Source organism: Shewanella algidipiscicola, assembly GCF_900380485.1.
In the GTDB taxonomy this organism is placed as follows: domain Bacteria; phylum Pseudomonadota; class Gammaproteobacteria; order Enterobacterales; family Shewanellaceae; genus Shewanella; species Shewanella algidipiscicola.
Window position 1 is genome coordinate 227,263 of the sequence record NZ_OXJV01000001.1, and the last position, 20,671, is coordinate 247,933.

General features: G+C 46.7%; 15 protein-coding genes. 9 read left to right on the plus strand and 6 right to left on the minus strand.

Annotated features, from left to right (window positions below; all coding sequences use genetic code 11):
* Positions 1-137: 137 nt before the first annotated feature.
* Both DN599_RS01030 and uvrA read right to left on the minus strand, forming a co-directional pair.
* Positions 138-1,175 carry a M20/M25/M40 family metallo-hydrolase gene (locus DN599_RS01030; protein WP_110455804.1) on the minus strand — a complete coding sequence of 346 codons (1,038 nt, stop codon included), beginning with the start codon at positions 1,173-1,175 and terminating at the stop codon, positions 138-140.
* A 144-nt stretch (positions 1,176-1,319) separates the two neighbouring features.
* Positions 1,320-4,145, minus strand: a complete 2,826-nt coding sequence (uvrA, locus tag DN599_RS01035; RefSeq protein WP_110455805.1) for an excinuclease ABC subunit UvrA — start codon at positions 4,143-4,145, stop codon at positions 1,320-1,322.
* Positions 4,146-4,372: 227 nt separating this feature from the next.
* On the opposite strand from uvrA, the gene DN599_RS01040 reads away from it, so the two are divergent.
* From DN599_RS01040 to DN599_RS01065, 6 genes are all read left to right on the plus strand, one after another.
* A complete protein-coding gene (locus DN599_RS01040) occupies positions 4,373-5,740 on the plus strand; it encodes an MFS transporter (protein ID WP_110455806.1) in 1,368 nt (455 codons plus the stop codon).
* Between the two features lie 77 nt (positions 5,741-5,817).
* On the plus strand, positions 5,818-6,498 hold the full coding sequence (locus DN599_RS01045) for a single-stranded DNA-binding protein (protein WP_110455807.1): 681 nt from the start codon (positions 5,818-5,820) through the stop codon (positions 6,496-6,498).
* A gap of 309 nt (positions 6,499-6,807) precedes the next feature.
* Positions 6,808-7,206, plus strand: a complete 399-nt coding sequence (locus DN599_RS01050; RefSeq protein ID WP_162599159.1) for a curli production assembly/transport protein CsgE — start codon at positions 6,808-6,810, stop codon at positions 7,204-7,206.
* Positions 7,207-7,217: 11 nt separating this feature from the next.
* Positions 7,218-7,604, plus strand: coding sequence for a curli assembly protein CsgF (locus tag DN599_RS01055; RefSeq protein WP_110455809.1), 387 nt, complete (start codon positions 7,218-7,220; stop codon positions 7,602-7,604).
* Positions 7,605-8,405, plus strand: a complete 801-nt coding sequence (locus tag DN599_RS01060) for a CsgG/HfaB family protein (RefSeq protein ID WP_110455810.1) — start codon at positions 7,605-7,607, stop codon at positions 8,403-8,405. It abuts the gene before it with no gap.
* 288 nt (positions 8,406-8,693) lie between these two features.
* Entirely contained in the window at positions 8,694-9,359 is a 666-nt protein-coding gene (locus DN599_RS01065) for a response regulator transcription factor (protein ID WP_110455811.1), read from the plus strand.
* Between the two features lie 130 nt (positions 9,360-9,489).
* On the opposite strand, the gene DN599_RS01070 is transcribed toward DN599_RS01065, so the two are convergent.
* Positions 9,490-10,986: a curlin gene (locus tag DN599_RS01070; protein ID WP_110455812.1), complete on the minus strand. Its 1,497-nt coding sequence runs from the start codon at positions 10,984-10,986 to the stop codon at positions 9,490-9,492.
* A 19-nt stretch (positions 10,987-11,005) separates the two neighbouring features.
* On the minus strand, positions 11,006-11,413 hold the full coding sequence (locus tag DN599_RS01075; RefSeq protein ID WP_110455813.1) for a curlin: 408 nt from the start codon (positions 11,411-11,413) through the stop codon (positions 11,006-11,008).
* Between the two features lie 483 nt (positions 11,414-11,896).
* On the opposite strand from DN599_RS01075, the gene DN599_RS01080 reads away from it, so the two are divergent.
* The 3 genes from DN599_RS01080 (at position 11,897) to DN599_RS01090 (ending at position 16,628) form a co-directional block, all read left to right on the plus strand.
* On the plus strand, positions 11,897-14,416 hold the full coding sequence (locus DN599_RS01080; protein WP_110455814.1) for a S8 family serine peptidase: 2,520 nt from the start codon (positions 11,897-11,899) through the stop codon (positions 14,414-14,416).
* A 481-nt stretch (positions 14,417-14,897) separates the two neighbouring features.
* Complete coding sequence (locus DN599_RS01085) at positions 14,898-15,926, plus strand: NAD(P)H-quinone oxidoreductase (RefSeq protein ID WP_110455815.1); 1,029 nt, start codon at positions 14,898-14,900, stop codon at positions 15,924-15,926.
* 285 nt (positions 15,927-16,211) lie between these two features.
* The gene (locus tag DN599_RS01090; RefSeq protein WP_110455816.1) at positions 16,212-16,628 is read left to right on the plus strand and encodes a hypothetical protein; all 417 of its coding nucleotides are present in this window, start codon (positions 16,212-16,214) and stop codon (positions 16,626-16,628) included.
* A 406-nt stretch (positions 16,629-17,034) separates the two neighbouring features.
* Here the strand turns inward: DN599_RS01090 and galK are convergent, their stop codons facing one another.
* On the minus strand, positions 17,035-18,216 hold the full coding sequence (galK, locus tag DN599_RS01095; protein ID WP_110455817.1) for a galactokinase: 1,182 nt from the start codon (positions 18,214-18,216) through the stop codon (positions 17,035-17,037).
* Positions 18,217-18,844: 628 nt separating this feature from the next.
* Positions 18,845-20,473 (minus strand): cation:proton antiporter family protein, encoded by a 1,629-nt coding sequence (locus DN599_RS01100; protein WP_110455818.1) that lies wholly within the window; start codon positions 20,471-20,473, stop codon positions 18,845-18,847.
* Between the last annotated feature and the right edge of the window lie 198 nt (positions 20,474-20,671).

Consider the following 20,671-nt stretch of genomic DNA (forward strand, 5'->3'; position numbering starts at 1 on the left):
TCAGTAAGCCGATTATTATAGCAGTGAGTTGGGAGATTGGCTACCACTTAAGTCTGATTTTTAGTAGTAAACATGGGGCTTTACAGCTAAAATCTATAATTAACAGTGAGTTGTTTTTTAATAAATAACAAATTAATCTATTGTTTTGCTCGGTTATTTAAGAGATAACTGTCGATAATGAGTAGTTCGTAAGCCGTTTCTGTAACAGCCGCTAGAAACTCAATATCTATCTTCGATGCGATGTCACTGGTCTGATGATAATCGCTATGGGGTGGTATACCAAAATAGAGCCAAGGAAGCTTGGCCTGATGAAACGAATAATGATCTGACGATCTTAACCAGTCTATCCTTTGTATTGTTTTGCCTGCTTCAGGCGGGTGATTGGCTCTGATACATAAGCCTACCGTTTGCATTAAATGTTGTTGGAGTGCTGCAAATTGGCTAAAGTTTCTGCGCCCCTCTAGATAGATGGTGTGATAGCGGTCGGGGCGTCCTACCATATCTAAGTTAATTGCCAATTCAATCTGCGACATCGAAGGTTGGCTGTTGTTATCTTGTAGCATGGCGACTAAGGCTTGGCTGCCATATAGCCCTTGCTCTTCTGCATCGGTAGCGATAAAGAGTAAATTTGTGGGCCGTTGTTGGCTTTTGGCGTGCTCAGCCAGCGCCAGCATGGCTGCGATCCCCGAGGCGTTGTCGTCGGCGCCCGGGTAAAGCTTACTGCCTCTCATGCCTAAATGATCATAGTGGGCGACAATCAGCCGCCATTGACTGCTAGCATGAGTTGCAGGCAGCATACCGATGAGGTTGACACCTTGGCGTTCAGTAAACTGATATTGATAGCTAAAGTGCTGTTCGAACGGGTTGTGGTGTTTGGCTGGTGCCATGGTGAGTGGAGCGAGGGAGCTTGACCAGGGGACTAATCCCGCCTGTTGCATACGTAAGATAAGATAGTCGCGAGTCAACGCCGCACCGGGAGTCATAGTTTTGCGCCCTGCAAAAGCGGGCGAACTTAATCTGGTGACATCCTCGAGTAGCAGAGTCTGATTGCTCCAGGTGAGTGGTAAAGGGCGGCGGCAAGTGTTGCCTGTACTGCTACATCCGAGTAGGAGCAGCGTAAAGGTGAAATAGAGTGAGATGAGCGTAATGATGCGAGCAGGATTGAGCACTCTCATGGGCACTGGACACCTAGCTTGGGTGGTGGTCTAGGCTATAACTTAGCCGTAATCCATTGGTAAAGACAGCCAAAGCCAGAATTTTATCATTCTGGCTTTGGCGCTTATCAAGAGCAATTGTCTATAACAAGGACGCGAGCAGGTTTAAGCCTCGAGCAAAGGCTTAAGGAAGCGCGCGGTATGGGAGGTTGGATGCTCAGCTACTTGCATAGGTGTACCACTGACCAAAATGGTGCCGCCGCCAGAGCCCCCTTCTGGGCCAAGATCGATGATCCAATCGGCGGTTTTGATCACATCGAGATTGTGTTCAATCACCACTATGGTGTTACCATGAGCCTTGAGGCGGTGCAGTACATCGAGTAAGAGCTGAATATCAGCAAAGTGTAAGCCTGTGGTCGGCTCATCTAGGATATACAAGGTCTTGCCTGTGTCGCGTTTTGATAACTCTTTGGCCAGTTTGACACGCTGTGCCTCACCGCCTGAGAGGGTGGTTGCACTCTGGCCAAGGCCGATATAAGACAGACCAACCTCCATTAAGGTTTGTAGCTTACGGGCAATGGCGGGTACGGCATCGAAGAACTCGCGGGCTTCCTCAACGGTCATCTCTAACACTTCGTGAATATTTTTACCCTTATAACGCACCTCTAAGGTTTCACGGTTATAGCGTTTACTCTTACAGCTATCGCACGGCACATACACATCGGGGAGGAAGTGCATCTCGACTTTGATCAGACCATCGCCCTGACAGGCTTCACAGCGTCCACCTTTGACGTTAAAGGAGAAACGCCCGGGTTTATAGCCACGGGTTCTGGCTTCTTGGGTCGCGGCGAACAGCTCACGAATAGGGGTAAAGATGCCTGTATAAGTGGCTGGGTTCGATCGCGGTGTACGGCCAATGGGGCTTTGATCGATATCGACCACTTTATCGCAATGATCCATCCCCTCTATTCGTTTGTAAGGGGCGGGCTCATCGACGGTGGCACCATTTAGCTGACGATGAGCGATCTTATAAAAGGTGTCGTTGATAAGCGTTGATTTACCTGAGCCTGATACCCCGGTCACGCAGGTAAACAGGCCTACAGGTATGGTTAAATCAACGTTCTGCAAGTTGTTGCCAGTTGCGCCAAACAGCTCGATGACTTGCTTTGGATTATATTGCGCTGGTGTTTCGCTGATGTGGATCTGCTTAGTGCCAGAGATATATTGTCCGGTTATCGAGTCTTTACAGTTGATGATGTCATCTAAGCTGCCATCACAGATCACTTGGCCACCATGAACCCCTGCGCCTGGGCCAATATCTATGATGTGATCCGCCATACGGATCGCATCTTCATCATGTTCGACCACGATAACGGTATTACCCAGATCTCTAAGATGGATCAGGGTTTGCAGTAAGCGTTCGTTATCACGCTGATGCAAACCTATGGAGGGCTCATCGAGAACATACATCACCCCAACAAGACCGGCGCCAATCTGGCTAGCGAGACGAATACGCTGTGCCTCCCCGCCAGACAAGGTGTCGGCAGAGCGAGACAAGCTCAAATAGTTAAGCCCGACATTGACCAAGAAGCCTAAACGATCGCGCACCTCTTTTAAGATCTTTTCGGCAATTTGCGCGCGCTGACCTGTAAGAGATAGCTGCTCAAAATAGCTCATCGCCTCGCCAATTGACCATTCGGTGAGTTTTGGCAGATTAAGATCTTCAATAAATACATTACGCGCCTCTTCGCGCAGACGCGAACCACCACAGCTATTACAGGCTTGCGTGTTAATGTATTTTGCCAGCTCTTCGCGCACCGAATTTGATTCGGTCTCGCGATAGCGTCTGTCCATATTGTTTAAGATCCCCTCGAAAGGGTGGTTGCGCACCACGACATCACCGCGATCATTGATGTACTTAAACGCGATACTCTCTTTACCTGATCCATGTAGCACGATACGGCGAATTTTATCGCTGAGCTGCTCATAGGGCACTTCGACATCAAACTTATAGTGCTCGGCCAATGAACTGAGCATCTGGAAATAGTAAAAGTTGCGTCTATCCCAGCCGCGGATCGCACCGCCTGCAAGGGATAACTCAGTGTTGGTTATCACGCGTTCGGCATCAAAAAACTGCTGCACCCCTAGACCATCACAGGTGGGGCAGGCACCAGCCGGATTGTTAAATGAGAAGATACGTGGCTCTAGCTCGGCCATAGAGTATCCACAATGTGGACAGGCAAAATTGGCAGAAAACAACAGCTCTTCTAGGTCACCGTCCATAGGGGCGACAGTGGCGATACCGCCAGAAAGCTCAAGGGCTGTTTCAAATGACTCGGCTAAGCGTTGACCTATGTCGTCACGTACCTTAAAGCGATCAACCACCACTTCAATGGTGTGCTTAACGTGCAATTCAAGCGTTGGCGGATCGGACAGATCGCACACTTCACCATCGATACGGGCGCGAATAAACCCTTGTGCCGCTAGACTCTCGAGTAACTTTACGTGCTCACCCTTGCGATCGTTAATCACAGGTGCGAGCAGCATCAAGCGGCTGCCCTCTGGCATTTCTAATACTTTATCGACCATCTGGCTAACGGTTTGCGCCGCCAATGGCTGATTGTGGGTGGGGCATCTTGGCTCACCGACACGGGCAAACAGTAATCTTAGGTAATCGTAGATTTCGGTAATAGTGCCCACGGTTGAACGCGGGTTATGAGAGGTGGATTTTTGCTCGATAGAGATGGCCGGGCTTAGGCCTTCAATATGATCAACATCGGGCTTTTCCATCAAGCTTAAAAACTGACGAGCATACGCAGAGAGGGATTCGACGTAACGACGTTGTCCTTCTGCATACAGGGTATCGAAGGCTAATGATGATTTACCCGAGCCCGATAGGCCGGTGATGACGATCAGCTTGTCCCTTGGGATTGTCAGGTTGATGTTTTTTAGATTGTGGGTGCGGGCGCCACGAACTTCAATCTTGTCCATCTGTCTCTCTGATTGGCCGAATAAAAAAGAGACTGATTATCGCATAAAAATTGTCTCAGGTCATAGCCAGCTCACACAAAAGCGCTAGGGGAAATGTTGACGAGCAATTATAGCTTTGTGATTGAATAGCTACATATACATCGCATCTTATATTTTTCTTTTTGAGCTAAATCCACGCTTCGTGATAACATGCGCGACTTATTTTTGTATTCATATCAGGGCGAAAAATGGCCAATAATGGACTGTCTAAGACTGAGAAAAAAGTCGCATTTTCGTTAGCCAGTGTATTTGGTTTGCGCATGATGGGCTTGTTTATGATCATGCCTGTGTTTGCGCTTTATGGACAACACTTACAGGGCTTTTCGCCATTATGGGTGGGGATAGCCATAGGGGCATATGGTTTAACTCAGGCCGTGTTGCAGATCCCTATGGGGATCTTGTCAGACAAATATGGGCGTAAGCCAATTATTTTAATAGGCTTGTTGGTATTTGCTATCGGCAGCGTGGTTGCAGCCATGGCGGACTCTATTTATGGGGTGGTTGCCGGGCGCGCTATGCAGGGGATGGGCGCAATTGCTGCGGCGGTATTAGCCTTAGCTGCCGATTTAACACGCGATGAACAGCGCACTAAAGTGATGGCGATTATTGGTATGTGTATCGGTTTCTCTTTTGCGCTCTCCTTGCTGGTTGGCCCGATTGTCGCGCAGCACCTTGGATTATCGGGGTTGTTTGCCATGACAGCAGGTTTGGCGTTACTGGGCATGGTGATAGTGCAGCTATTAGTGCCCAATCCCATTAGCCAAGCGCCGAAAGGTGATACGGTTGCCGCGCCGGCCAAGCTTAAAGCCATGCTCAAAGACCCACAGCTGTTTAGGCTTGACGCTGGTATTTTTATTTTGCATTTGGTGTTAACCGCGGTGTTTGTCGCCTTACCGCTGGATTTAGTCGATGCGGGGTTAGTCAAAGAAAAGCATTGGATGCTCTATTTTCCTGCTTTTATCGGCGCGTTTTTCCTTATGGTGCCGCTGATCATCATCGGCGTTAAGAAGAAAAACACCAAGGCTACCTTTCAAATTGCCCTGTTAATCATGATGGCAGCACTTGCTTCCATGGCATTATTTGCTAATAGCTTAGTGGTGCTAAGCGCTGCGATCGTGCTGTTTTTTACTGGGTTTAACTATCTTGAAGCCTCACTGCCGAGCTTGATTGCTAAATTTTGCCCGGTAGGGGATAAAGGCTCAGCCATGGGCGTGTATTCGACCAGCCAATTTTTAGGGGCATTTTGTGGTGGTTTACTCGGCGGCGGCGCTTACCAGTGGGTCGGCGCGGCGGGGGTGTTTGCCGTAGCATTCGGCTTGATGTTTATTTGGCTACTATTAACCTTAGGCATGGAGAATCCCGTGCTGTTAAAGAGCTATACATTAGAAGCCGAAGTTGAAGGTAAAGAGCAGGCTAGATCCATGGCGACCGAGCTGTCACAGCTTCCAGGTGTCGTTGAAGCTATCGTGGTACTTGAGGAGAAAGTCGCTTATTTGAAAGTTGATGAGCATTTCGATTTGAGACAAGCGCGAGCTGTGTTAGGCTCTGTCAATTAACTGTTTGGGACTTGAGTAGACCTCACCCGTTAAGCAGTATTTATATTAGATTTGTAAGAATATCGCAGGAGATTTCAATGGCCAGTCGTGGTGTCAATAAGGTAATTTTGGTCGGTAACTTAGGGAAAGACCCTGAAGTACGCTACATGCCAAATGGCAATGCCGTAGCCAACTTTACAGTGGCGACCAGTGAGTCTTGGAAAGACCAGCAGGGTCAAGTGCAAGAGCGTACAGAATGGCACAACATCGTCATGTATCGCCGCTTAGCGGAGATCGCGGGCGAGTACCTAAAGAAAGGCTCTAAAGTTTACCTCGAAGGCAAACTGCAAACCAGCAAGTGGCAAGATCAGCAAACTGGCCAAGATCGTTACAAAACTGAAATTAATGCCAGTGAAATGCAGATGTTAGACAGCCGTGGTCAAGGTGGTCAGCAAGGCGGTATGGGGCAAAGTGCAGGTGGTTATGCGCCACAGCAAAACCAATATGCGCCGCAAGCTCAAGGTGCCCCGGCTGCTCGTCCAGCACCTCAGCAAGCTGCGCCGCAGCAACAAGGTTATGGAGCACCGCAACAAGCCGCTCCTCAGCAAGGTTACGGTGCGCCACAGCAGCAAACGGCTCCAGCAGCACCCGCTTATGCTCCTAAGCCTCAAGTGGCTCCGCAGCAGCAAGAGGCGCCACAGCAGCGTCCTGCGCCGCAGCCACAGCAAAACTTTACTCCGGATTTGGATGATGGTTGGGATGACGATATCCCGTTCTAGATCCCAGTAATTACAGTAATGTAAGATGCATCTAAACCCAGCCATTAGGCTGGGTTTTTTATTGCTTAAATTTTACGGCAGTTAGCCACAACCCTAGTCATTATCGGCTTTCCTGCATTACCCGAAAGTATTACTCCTTTATGCTAGATTTTTATCAGGTAGCCCTTTGGTAAGGTTTTTGGCTGCCAAAAAATGATAATTGCTGCTAGCGTAAGCCCCTTAAAACGTATTTGGCGTAGGTGTTGGGCATGTGCGCTGCTGTAGCCCTTAGCCAATGTCAAGTTGCGATGTTACAGGGGCGGTATGATGATGCGAACCAAGTTTTCGGCGCTACTACTATTAATATTGTGCTGTGTTACACCTATTCAGGCGCAAGACAATGATATAGAGATTAGTGGTTTAGTGATTGACCGTACGGTAACTCGTTTCGGGAAGGACTTTGTATTTTACTACGCCAGTTATTGGCGTGATCTGCCTTTCACTCAAGGGTTCAATGTCACCTTGTATGAAACGGTATTCCCTCAGGCTGGGACCTTACTTACGCTGGAAGTTAATGGCGTTACCATCTACAAAACCCATTTTGGTCGTAGAGCTAGCCCAATTAAAGAGCGGGCTGAGCAGGCCATTTTGTTGACAATCGATTATCTTGCGCAGGCAAGAGCAAATGCTATCACCGGTGAACTGGCTGATAAAAATCAAGGATATTAGGAATAATCATAATGAATAACAGGATGTTAATAGCTTCTATACTACTTTTATCTAGTTCGGTTTCGGCGACTGAACTGGTCTATACCCCGATTAATCCGAGTTTTGGCGGCTCGGCATTGAATGGCTCTTACCTGCTTAATAAAGCCAATGCACAAAATGATAATACGGCTGGCAGTAACGAAAAGGATTTTATCACGCGCTTTAAAGAATCATTGGAGCGTAATATTCTCAATACCATTACCCGTGGGGTTGCTAATGGTGATATCACCGATGGTACATACGATACTGGTGAGTTTAGGATTGAGGTGGCCTCAATCGGTGGGGGGGTGATGTTGACCATCACCAACTTAACGACAGGTGAGGTTACCGTGATTGAAATGCCAGTTTACGGGGGATAGATGATGAGACAAGTTAGTATCTTACTCTTGAGCTTAAGTCTATCGGCATGCAGTTTACTGCCCAAACCTGAGCTGAATATTACTGAAGCTGAAATTAATCCCATTAGCAGCACTATGCAGGAGTTAATCGCCAAACCAGGCCCTAAATACACTATTCCGGTAGCGGTTTACTCGTTTCGAGATCAGACGGGACAATATAAGCCACAGCAAAATGTCAGCTCATTCTCTACGGCGGTGACTCAGGGGGCCACTTCAATGTTGGTACAGACCTTGTTAGACTCTAAGTGGTTTATGCCTGTCGAGCGAGAGGGGTTACAGAACCTGTTAACCGAACGCAAAATCACTAAGAATCAAGCGCCCAAAGTGAGTAATGATGATGTGCCGCAATTGACCAATGCCCGGTTACTGTTAGAGGGGGGGATCATCAGTTACGAGACTAACATTAGTACCGGTGGCGCAGGGGTCGAATATTACGGTATTGGTGCCTCTGAAATGTACCGTGAAGATCAAGTGACTATTTATCTTCGAGCCGTCGATGTGCATACAGGAAAAGTGATGATGTCGGTGTCGACCACTAAGCGAGTGTTTTCGCAGGAGATGCGTGCAGGCTTGATGCGTTTTACCAGCTTAAATCGTTTGGCAGAGGCTGAGGTGGGTTTTACGACCAATGAACCTGTGCAGTTTTGTGTCTTACAAGCCATTGAGTTGGCAGTGTCAGAATTAGTCGACAAAGGGATTAAAATGGGCTACTGGAGTCCGTCGGAAGCATCAATAGCGGGTGTTAATCCGTTATCTTCTTGATTTTTTTTATTAAAATGGTGTGGCAAATACATATTGTTTGCCACACCATTGTTTATCATTTCACTTCAACTTAACTTCTTCTTTTATCTCTAATCTTATCTAATTGGGGCTTAGTTGAGTATCGCTATATCGTGTCAGGCAAGGTTAGATGTATCTGTGTTGCATGATTGTTAACCGTTGGTGTTTTCTGTATCGTTATGTATCATCTGTGGCGGTAGCTAATGTTAACTAGGGCATCAGCGAGCCGATAAGCCTTGTTAGGCAGTGTTAATTCAGGGAGAGAATTTAATGAGCAATATCGATGAACTTGTTTTTATTCATCAAGTAGCTGCACCGTGTCATTTAGCCGTTTTAGCCGAGTCTATCGGTATCAATACCCAAGTGATCAAAAAGCCTGCCGAATTGGTTGTAGCTCAAGATCGTCGCCGCTTGTTTTTGGTGTCACAAAAAGGGGCTGCACTTGACAGTAAAGGTATCCCCTTAATGGCCGCTCGGTTAATTTCTCAAGGCCCTGTGGCGTTATATCAAGTTGATCGGCAAACCTTAGATGCCAGATCGGCGCTGTTATTAGGCATTAAAGGTTTGCTGTTTGATGATCAAGGCATGGATCTATTATTAACGGGTTTAAACAAGATGATCGATAATGAACTTTGGTATGACAGAGTATTAATTAGTGAGGCGTTTAATCATCTAGTTAAGAAGCTAGATTCTCGTGATGAAATGCCTGCTGATACAGTATCTATGTTGCAAATGCTAACGGCGCGCGAGCGTATGATCATTCAGTTGGTGGCTAGTGGAGCGCGGAATAAAGAGATTGCTCATCAACTTTGCATTAGCGAACATACCGTTAAGGCTCATATCTCTTCTATTTTTAGAAAAACCCAGTCGCGCAATCGCGTAGAACTCTTGCGTTGGGCACAGAGTCATCAAGCACATTTTGAGTTTAGAACTTAGTCATTTTAACCCACAATAAATAACCCATTTTGGTTGCTAGGTATCTCTATTTATTGAGGTATAAAAAAGTATTCAGCGATAATAAAAAGGAGCCTAAAGGCTCCTTTTTAGGTTAGCCGATACAACTACTTTAGTTTTGTACGATAGTGGCTACGTTAAAGTCACCAATTTGGGTTGCGTTGATAACGTTATTCATACCCGTTTGTGAGCCTTCTACTAAGTTGTCATTACCGGTTTGTGCAATGGTGAGACTGTTTGCATCACCCGATACCTTGAAAGAACTCACCCCCTCGTTACCCCCAACCCAGTTACCGTTACCTGTTTGAGTGATTGAGGCAAAGTTTTCATCACCTGTGATGATCAAATCAACTAAGTTAAGTTCACCATCTTGCGACACAGTAACATCGGTATTTTCAAAACCCGCAACTGAAACAATAGCTTCATTAAATCCAATACCATCTTGATTCACATCGACTTCGTTATCATCACCAATGGTTTCTACGAAGGCGAAGTTGTCGTCACCTTCTTGAGACACTTCAATGTCGTTATCTTCGCCAGCAGCAAACGCATGGATTTGGTTGTTATTGCCTGTAGAAGAGAGATCAAAGTCGTTATCATCGCCAGCATAAGCACCAAAAGCGGCATAGTTGTTATCCCCTTTTTGGTCTAAATCAACGTCGTTACTGTCTGTCGTGATTTCAAATTCAGCTAAGTTGTTATCACCTTCTTGAATGATATCAATGCGGTTGTCACTGCCATCGATAACCGCGACATAGGAATCACCCACTGAGTTAGCAAAGCCTTCTTGGCGGACAGATACATTATTATCATCACCCGTGCTGAACTGCAGTACCACGTTGTTGAAAGCCCCGTTTTGGTCAAACTCGATGTCGTTGTCAGACCCTTCTAAGGCATAGATAAAGCCAGTGTTGAAGATACCTTCTTGAGTCATTTCAATGGTGTTATCATCGCCGTTGATACCACGAACACCGGCTAGGTTTAAATCACCATTTTGGGTCAGGCTTACATCATTGTTATTGCCGATATTAGGGCTGAAGTCGAGCGCGATCATCCCTGCTTGGTTTGAGCTACCGTTCTGAATGATGGTGCCATCGTTATCGTTACCTTGAACGCGAAATACGCTGAAGTTTTCGTCACCGTTTTGGCTCACATCTGTGCTGTTATTATCACCAATGAGCTCAATATTCGATTCGTTTAATGAGCCAGTTTGAGAGACTGTGGTCTGGTTATCATTTCCGGTGATTTCAATGGTACTTTGGTTCCAAAAAACCGACTGAGTCACACTGGCGTCGTTGCCATCGCCCTCTATAGTGATATCCGATACGTGCCAGTCATCGGTTTGCTCTGTCGCCACTGTGTTGTCATTACCACGGCTATCAATATAAGACTCGTGCCAATCACCGTTTTGGGTGACGCTGGCCGCTTGTGCTGCCCCTTCTTGATTGACATCGGCGATATTAAGATCACCCGTTTGCAGTACAATTGCGTCTTGTTCTACACCGTTTTGCTTGACGGTAGCTTCATTGCTAGTGCTTGCAAAAGCCTGAGTACTTAAGCTTGCGGTGATAGCTAATGCGATTAACGATTTTTTGATTTGCGGTGTCATGATTTGACGCTCCCTGTATTTAATATTGCGTTATTGTGATTGCTGCACCATCGGCAATCTGTTCAATTGAAAAATTAGCGCTTCCTAGCTGGTTGAGCTGTACTACATTCTCGTTACCAATTTGGGTGATGTTGGCTTGGTTATCGAATCCGGCCTGCAGAAGCTCTACCTCATTATCTTGACCGTATTGCATCACCTGAGCCTGATTACCGCTCCCCATCTGGAGTAGGTTGGTGATATTGCCTTCACCCGACTGATTTAGGTATGCATGGTTTAATACACCTAATTGGGTTAGCTTGATGGCATTTTCTCGTCCAGAGCTTTCAAGTAAAGTTTGCAGTGTTATTGGAAGGGCGTTTAGCCCACTATCAAGCTCAGTTGCTTGGCTAGCGACTGAGATCAATATGAGGGCAATCGTGGCTCCCATTCGGTTAACTACTGACACGTAACACTCCTTAAGCTTTCGATATAAGTAAAGAAAAGCAGCTTCTTTATTTACGTTCACTGATGAAATACATAGCTAGCTGCTAGCTAGGTATCCTATTCAGCGTTAGATAGTCAAGGTACAGGGCTGCCAGAGCGCTGCAATCAGAAAAAGGTCTACTTATTGTGGCAGGCTACAACGTCGATACCTTACCGTTTAATGATTTTTAGTTGTTGATATTTAAGGCTTAAAGGCTTTGTCGGCGTTAGGTTTACTTGGTAAGGCCTAGCCCATGTTACTAGTAGTTAAGGATTAAAGCGTCGCAAGCCTCTTTTCTAATCTTGGCTTATGTGGCAACAATCTCCGCGTTAACTCTCGCCGGCGATTCGCTGAGGATTAGGGTGTCAATTGATGACAACCTAACGGCTTGGTCGATGTATGGAGTACCGGTTCGTAAAATATAAAGGACTAATAGGAAATGTGTTTATGATAAACAAACTGACACCTTTAACAGCGGCTATTGCCGGTATTATCGCTGTTTCAGCCGCCCCAGCGCTTGCCAAAACGTCCACTCAGCATGAGTATGTAAAAGACTCGCTGTTAGTGGTTTATAAAGACAATGCCACGCCAAGTGAGCGTGCCTCGGCTCAGCATCTCGTTAATGCGACAATTCGTGATGCAAATGCTGACGGAGTGGATGACCGCTTCGCTAAATTACTCAATGGTAAGCTGGCTCGATTGTCATTACGTAAAGGCACAGATATCGATCAAGCGATTAAGCTTATTAGTCGCCATCCTGCAGTAAAGTACGCTGAGCCAAACTATGTTATTAAGGTAAGCGGTACGCCTGATGATCCTAATTTCTCATCGTTATGGGGGTTAAATAATACTGGGCAAGATGGCGGTACAGCCGATGCCGATATAGACGCTCCTGAGGCGTGGGATACCACCACAGGTGATAGTCATATCGTCATCGGCGTGATTGATAGTGGCGTAGATTATAACCACCCTGATCTGCAAGCGAATATGTGGGTTAACCCAGGGGAGATCGCCGGCAATGGTATCGATGATGATGGCAATGGCGTGATCGATGATATTTATGGTTACAGTGCTATCAATGACAATGGTGACCCTATGGACGGCAATGGTCACGGCACTCACGTTTCTGGCACTATCGGTGCCACAGGTAATAATGGCGTTGGTGTGGTCGGAGTTAACTGGGATGTCAGTATTATTGGTTGTCAGTTCCTCGATGCTGGCGGCTCTGGCTCTACCGCAGGTGCCATTGCTTGTATCGATTACATGACTGATTTAAAAATTAATCATGGGGTAAACATCAAAGCCACTAACAACTCTTGGGGCGGTGGTGCATTTAGTCAGGCATTGAAAGATGCGATTGATGCGGGTGGTGAAGCCGGTATTTTGTTTGTTGCCGCCTCGGGTAATGATGGCACAGATAATGATGCCGTACCTAGCTACCCAGCAAGTTACGAGTCGGATGTCGTCTTTGCCGTTGCCAACACTAACCGCGATGACAATATGTCGGGTACTTCCCAGTATGGGCTAACCAGTGTGGATATGGGCGCACCCGGCAGCTCAATCTTATCGACGGTTCCTGGCGGTGGCTATGCCTCTTATTCTGGTACTTCGATGGCATCTCCTCATGTTGCGGGGGCCGCGGCTCTGGTTTGGTCAATCAATCCCGATTTAACTCCCGTTGAGATGAAAGAGTTACTCATGATCTCTGGCGACGCTAATGCGGCGCTTACTGGTAAAACGGTGGCTGGTACTCGTCTAAATGTGGCTAATGCACTCGAACAAGCTAATCCTGAGCCGGGTTATCGCTTTACGGTAACCCCGATGACACAAAGGGTTGAGGCTGGCAGCGCGGTCAGTTATGACTTTAGTGTGGGTAGCGTAGCAGGTTGGGATGGTGAGGTCGCGCTGACCGTTGAAACGACACCTGCACTCAATGGCGTGTCACTTTCATCATCGACAGTAGGCGCTGGTGATGACTTTACCCTAAATGTCGGCACTGAAGCTGAAGCGGCGTGGGGAGATTATCAGATCACAGTGACCGGTGATGATGGGGCAACGGTGAAGTCAAAAGTGGTTTCATTGTCTGTCTATCCACAAGGGTTGAATGATATTCCTTATGACAATGAGGAGGTTACTGCGATTCCTGATGATAATTCTGAGGGGATCACCAGCATTATTCATGTTGCCGATCCTGTTTTTATATTTGGTTTAACAGCCGATGTGAATATTACGCATACCTGGATTGGCGATCTCGTGGTTAAGCTAACGTCTCCTGCTGGCACCGAAGTGGTGTTACATAACCGAGATGGCGGCGGTGCTGATGATATTGTTAAGTCATGGGTGCTAAGTGACTTCGATGGTGAAATGGCGACAGGCGATTGGACCTTATCGATTACCGATAATGTTAGCGGAGACACGGGAACCCTTAATAATTGGGGATTAGTGATCACTGCATTAGGTGACGCTGCACCAGCTGCTCCTGTAGCAAGCTTTGAGTATGCTATTGAAGGGCTCGATGTTAACTTTAGCAATACCAGTAGCGATATTAATGATGATATTGTGAGCTATCAATGGGACTTTGGTGACGGTGCTGGCTTGTCTAGCGAAGTTAACCCTATGTACAGCTATGCGGGTGCTGGTGTGTATACCGTTACACTAATGGTCACTGATAGCGAAGGCAGAACCGACACTTATTCAAACGATATCGAGTTATTTGAGCGTGCTGTTAGCGCAAGTGTGGTTCGAACTAAGCTTTCGCGTCGAGGCAGCGCCATGGTTGATCTCAACTGGGACGGTGCAATAGGCGAGTCTGTTGTTATCTACCGCAATGGCGAAGCGATCGCCACAACGGCTAACGATGGTAATTACCGTGACCGTTTTAGCACTGTGGAAGGCGAGGCATTTGGCTATGTTATCTGTGAAACCGATAGCAACTTGTGCTCTGATATTATTACGGTGCAGTTCTAGTTTATTGGTAACGCTAGTTCATTCACGATTGCCACTTTAGCGTTGTAACACTGAGTGTTAAAACGCTCCTTAAAGCAATAATGCTTATGATCTAAAATGCGCTTATTTAAAGCGGCCTACGGGCCGCTTTTTTATTGCTTCAGTGAGGAACGTTAAATAAGATCCGCCAGATAAATAATTAAAATGTATTAAAAATAAGATGATATAAAATTATTTCTCCCAGAGAACAGGCTAAATAAGGCTTGATGGTGTCAATAGTGTTATGTTTTTGAATGTAGAGGGTTGAATTGCCCATTACTGAGACACATTTTATTATCGCGCCGGTATGAACAGGCTTAACCTTAGGTTAAGGCGAGCAGATTTGCCTTATCGTTATGCACCTATCTCTATGCTGACGCTGAGCGATAAACAGCATTAAGTGTCAACCATAGCCATTGGTGACTTAGTGCTTGTCACCCACATTAATCGAAGAGAGTCATCTATGAATAAACGTAAGCTATCTTGCCTGCAGGCGCATGTTAGTCACCCTGGCGAGGCTGAGGTGATCTCTTTGACTCAGGGGGAGGTGGCGTTACCTGCACCCGATCAGGTATTGATTCAGGTGCACTATGCTGGGGTTAATGGCCCCGATATCGCTCAGCGTAAAGGGCTTTATCCTGCACCAGAGGGCGCTAGCCCAGTATTAGGCCTTGAAGTGTCGGGTACCATTGTCGCCCTCGGGGAGTCGGTAACGCAGTGGCGTATTGGCGATAAGGTTTGTGCCTTGGTGCCTGGTGGTGGTTATGGCGAACTGGTGGTGACTTGGGCTGCTCATTGCTTACCTATCCCTAACGGGCTTAATTTGGCACAAGCGGCGGCGCTGCCCGAGACATTTTTTACCGTGTGGGGGCATCTATTTATGCGCGGTGGTTTGCAAGCTGGAGAGACTGTGCTAATTCACGGTGGCTCGGGCGGTATAGGTTCAGCTGCGATAGCCCTAGCTAAGCAATTGGGTGCTAAGGTTATCGCCACCTCTTCAAGCCAGCAAAAGTGTCAGTATTGCCTCGATTTAGGCGCTGATCACGCGCTTAATTACCGAGATGACACATTACTCGAGCAGATTTTAGCTATTGCTCCTGATGGTGTCGATGTTGTGCTCGACATGGCCTCGGGCGATATGATTAATCTTAATTTGAAAGCGCTAAGGCTCGAGGGGCGTTTAGTCACCATAGCACTGTTACGCGGCGTAACGGCGAATGTCGATGTGTTTCGCTTAATGGCTAAGCGTATTACCTGGACAGGCGCCACACTTAGACCGCAATCGGTGGCGGCGAAGGCAAAAATAGCTGATGCATTGCGTGAGCAAGTGTGGCCCTTATTTGCTACTTCCTCAGCCCAGCCTCTGGTGCCTCAGCTGTTTGCCGAGTTTGCTTTTAGTGAGGTAGTTGCGGCGCACCGTTTGATGGAGTCTGGTCAACACACAGGTAAAATAGTGCTTAAGATGGCTGCGGCAGGTGAATTATCGGGTTAGCAGCGAAGCGGCGGCACGATAGAACTTGATGGTGCTTAGGCTTAGAAAAAACTTGAATAACTGATTTGATCGGCTAAATTCGATATTAGTATCGATAGAATGCACAATTTGATAGCAATTAGATGAAATAGATCGATTTGGCTATTGATTTCTGCCGATATTTATTAAGAATGTGCGCAAGCATCGCTGCAGAATATTTCTGTGTGGTGACAATGACTAAGCTAACGAAATTGTCAGCTTAATAACTTTATATTGGTATGTGTTGATTTAAGGGTATTAGCATATATGTATGACACTTCTACAGAATCTGTCTGGTATGGTGAGCTTCGTACTGCACGAGGTAACACCATTCTCATTCATGATAAAGAGTTCCCTGAAGCCTCAGCGGGACGCGTTTATCTTTACAACACGGCAAGAGATGCCGTGATTGAATATGCAGTTGATATCGTTAAGGTAAATCTGCATGACCTTACGGATGAGGAGATCAAAGCCGCGAAAGCTGAATATGATGCTAAATGGCAGGTTACCCGAGAGCAGTTTATGCGCCAGCATTCTGCCTGGGTTGAAGCTATTCATGCTAAGCCAGCGCCGGCCCCTAAGAAAGTGAAAATTGATGTCGATTCTGATGACGACGATGACGTTGAGCTGGAAGTCGATAGTCTCGATGATGATGGCTTCGACGATTGGTCGGATGACGATTAAAATTAAGTGTTAACTTGTATCAACCCGCTTGTCAGTTAGGTATAAGGTTTGATGTTCGTGTTTGTCATTTGGGTATGAGGTTCTAGCGTAACTAGGGCCTCTGCCTAAGATGCTTAGCCTCAACCTTTACTCCATCGAATGTTTGAACGCTATAATGTTTTAAATCTATGTTATACCAATTGATGTAAATATATGATCTAATTGGTGCTCCCTGCTGTGTGAGCAACGGCATTTGTTCCCGTTTACACTGTGGCTCCCTCTTTTTTAGCGCCGTCATAAACTTGTTTCGATTAAATCATTCGCAGCCACGTAACGGCAACAGGCCTTTAGCCCATATCCTCGTGTTTGTTACCGAGGAGGTCAAAGGGCAAGCATCGCTTAACCGTTAAGCGTGACTCATTGACGGTTAATAGAGTTCGTCATCGAGCCAGCTTTCGTCAACTCGACTTGCTCCGCCACTGGCCGAACAAAGATAAACAGTCGGCTCTATCCCAGTTTTCATTTGATATTGGGCTTCAATCGCCGCCACTACAGCGTCGGTCAGTTCATGGTCAACCAGTGCGACGACGCAACCACCAAATCCTTTACCCGTCATACGCACGCCACCTTGTTGGCCTACCACTTGAGCTATGATCTCAACTAAGGTATCGATTTCCGGCAAGCTTATCTCAAAATCATCACGCATCGATGCATGAGATTGCGCCATTAACTCACTTAAGCGGCCAATGTTACCGTCTTGCAATGCATGGGCGGCATTTTGAGTGCGCCGGTTTTCGCTGAGAACGTGGCGTGCGCGGCGATAAATAAGCTCGGGCAGCTGTGTGCGAGCGGCTTCTAAGGTCGTTAAATCTAAGTGACGTAGGCTGTCGATAGCAAAGTGATCTGCCACCTGTTGACACTGTTGACGACGTATCGCTTCTTGGGCCTCGACTTCACCGCGCGGTAGATTCGAGTTAACGATAATCAGGCTTAGGCTTTCGGGGATTGGCACGGGTTCACTGTCGAGATCTTCACAATCAATTAGTAATGCATGATCTTGTTGACCCATGGCGCTGATGATTTGATCCATAATGCCACAGGCATAACCCACATATTGGTTTTCACCACGCTGCGCCATTTGGGCTACGGCTAATGGAGATAAGCGTAGCTGACTGCAATCGTTGACGGCTGTTCCGAAAGCAATTTCTAATGCGGCTGAAGAGGATAGCCCTGCGCCTAGTGGCACGTTACCTACCACAGCTATGTCCATCCCCTTTGCTGGCAGGCCTGAGGCAGCCATGGCGGCGGTAAAGCCTTTGAGGTAGTTTATCCACCCATCCTCAGGGTCCATCTTGCCTTCTTGGCCAAAGTGCCAACTGTTAATTTTGCCTGGATAGGCATCCGACACCGCTCTAAAGCGATCGTCTTCACGCTTTTTTACTGCGATGATAGTGTGAAAATTGATTGCAGCAGGCAATACAAAACCGTCGTTGTAATCGGTATGTTCACCGATCAAATTGACACGCCCAGGGGCACGATAGAGATCGTCAGCATTGGTGCCAAAGGTTTGCACAAATAATTTATTGGCGCGTTGCGCGGGATTTGCCATGCTATCAAGCTTCTCAGAAAAAGGTGAGCACTCTCTGCACCGAGTATCGGTGACAGTATTTTCACGCCATTGTTGGAGCGTGATTCGTTCCTTGTCATTTTTATATCATGAGTTTACCGATTGTGTAACGCAGTTTTTGCTTATCGGCGAATATGATATCAATCTTAGTGCCTGTTGAGCTTATAAGGTTATTTTTGCAGCGAATTGTTGGGTGTTTATACAAGGCAGAAGCTTTGTGGTGTAGTTATTCTTCTACATAAAAAGCTGATAACGAAGTAGAAATACCCAACAAACGCTGCCCGAAGGGTTCGGCTAAAAACGTTTTACTCTTTGTTAAGTGCATTTTGCTTAAATGACTAGGCTGCAATTCATTCGCCTCGATTAACACGTTTTGATCTCGAACAACATTCAACCAACAAAGATCAACCGGCCCTAGGGTCTATGGGGGCGCAGTTGACAGCAATACGAGGGGGAAAGGCGTTGGGAGCGTTGTTGCCATGTCGAGATTCTGCAGGTGAGATGAGTTTTCCGCTTGGTTACTTAGTCATAAGCGGTGCGAGCAAAGGGGAAGCCGCTACCTGCTATCAAGGACATAGCAGGTAGCCAATATCAATAGATGCTCAGATGATTAGCTGGCGTTCGCTTGGGGCTCGATAACAATATCGGCTTCGTGTTGTTGACCGGACTTAAGTTCATGTACCACATGCTCAACAAAACCCGCACCAGCGGCTTCGTAGAGGTTAAATACGCTGTGAACACCCGCTTCTTTAAGGGATATTGCATCTTCACTGTATTGCACAATAGCACTTAGCTTGCCTTGATAATCGAGACGTTTAAGTTGCTCTACGGCAAACTCATTACCTGTATGGTGAGGCATCGCCAGCAGCACTAATTCTAGATTTGGTGCGCGGTCGAGCTTTTCCCAAAAGTCGGTATCAGATGCATCCCCCTGCACCACGTTTCGACCTTCTGCTCGATGAAAATCGACTAATTCCTGTTTATGTTCAATTCCTAATATTTCGCCTTCAAACTTATTGGCCAGTTCATCGTAGGCTCCAGAACCAATTCGGCCCATCCCTAAAATTAAAAAGCGTGGATTACCGACTCTAATGGGCCTGTCTTCAGGGTGCAGTGGATGGCGCTCTAACTTCTGTAGCCGACTTTGATACTTTTGGTATAAACGGCTGGAAGCTGCATTTAACGGGGCAGCAAAGAGAAAACTGAGACTTAACGCCACCGCTAAGATGACCATCCAATGGGCTGGTAACCAGCCTTTGCTGGTGGCCACCGCTGCTACAATGAGGCCAAATTCGCTGTAGTTACCTAGGTTAAATGAGGTCATCAATGAGGTGCGCGAGCGCAGCTTGAAGTAGGTCAGTAGGTAGAGGAATAGCACTATCTTAATTGGCACCACCAAGACTAACACGGCGGCAAGGCCAATATCGCTAAAGCTAGGTAAGCCATTTAGGCCGACAGTTAAGAAGAAGGCAACCAAAAATAGTTCTTTAAAATAAAATAGTGATTTAGCCAGCTCCGATGATTTAGCGTGTCCCGCCAATAATATACCTATGACCAAGGCGCCTAAATCCGGTTTTAAGCCAACTAACTCAAATAGGCCTGCGCCGACAACTAACGCCATTACTAAGCCGAACAGGACCAGTAACTCACCGTGGCCAACACGGTCAAATGCTTTATAAATAAGCGGTTTAGCAAGGGGGAGTAACAACAAGCCCAGAGCCCATATAGAGGGCATATCACCTTTAGATATAGTTAAAAATGCGACCGCAAAGATATCTTGCATGATCAGAATACCGATAGCGATTCGGCCATACAGGGATTGCATATCGCCTTTATCTTCAAGCACTTTGACGGCAAAAATCGTGCTGGAAAAGCTCAAGGCGAAGGCGAGAAGGGCTAATTGATCGAGTGCTAACCCGCTAAGTTGTTCTAGTCCTAACAGACCCAGCAGTTTCAGCAGGGGGACTAAAAATAGCATAGAGCCAATTAAATGTAGGCTAGATCCTGCCCAAACCTCGACTTTAAATAAGCTGCGCAGATCCAACTTTAATCCAATAGCAAACAGCAGCAGGGTGACACCTAAGTTGGCGAGCTGCTCCAGCAGGGGCAAGCTGGTTTCATCTAGGCCAAACAAAAACAACATAAAGCCAGCCACTAAATAGCCTATCAAGGGGGGTAATCCGATACGACTGACTAAGATGCCGCAAGTTAAGGTGATTATGAGTATGGCTGGTTCCATGTTGCTCCTTGGGGGGATGAGGTGTGTTCCATGACACTAAACAGCGCTTATAATATAAGATTTAGATTAACAATAAATAAAAAAATCACCGTACAGAACCATTTTTTATCTGCGGCAGTATCCCATTGATTGCGGTGTTAATAATAAACAAGCCTCCCGAGGGAGGCTTGTTAAAGCTAAATTAAATGAGCGGGTTAT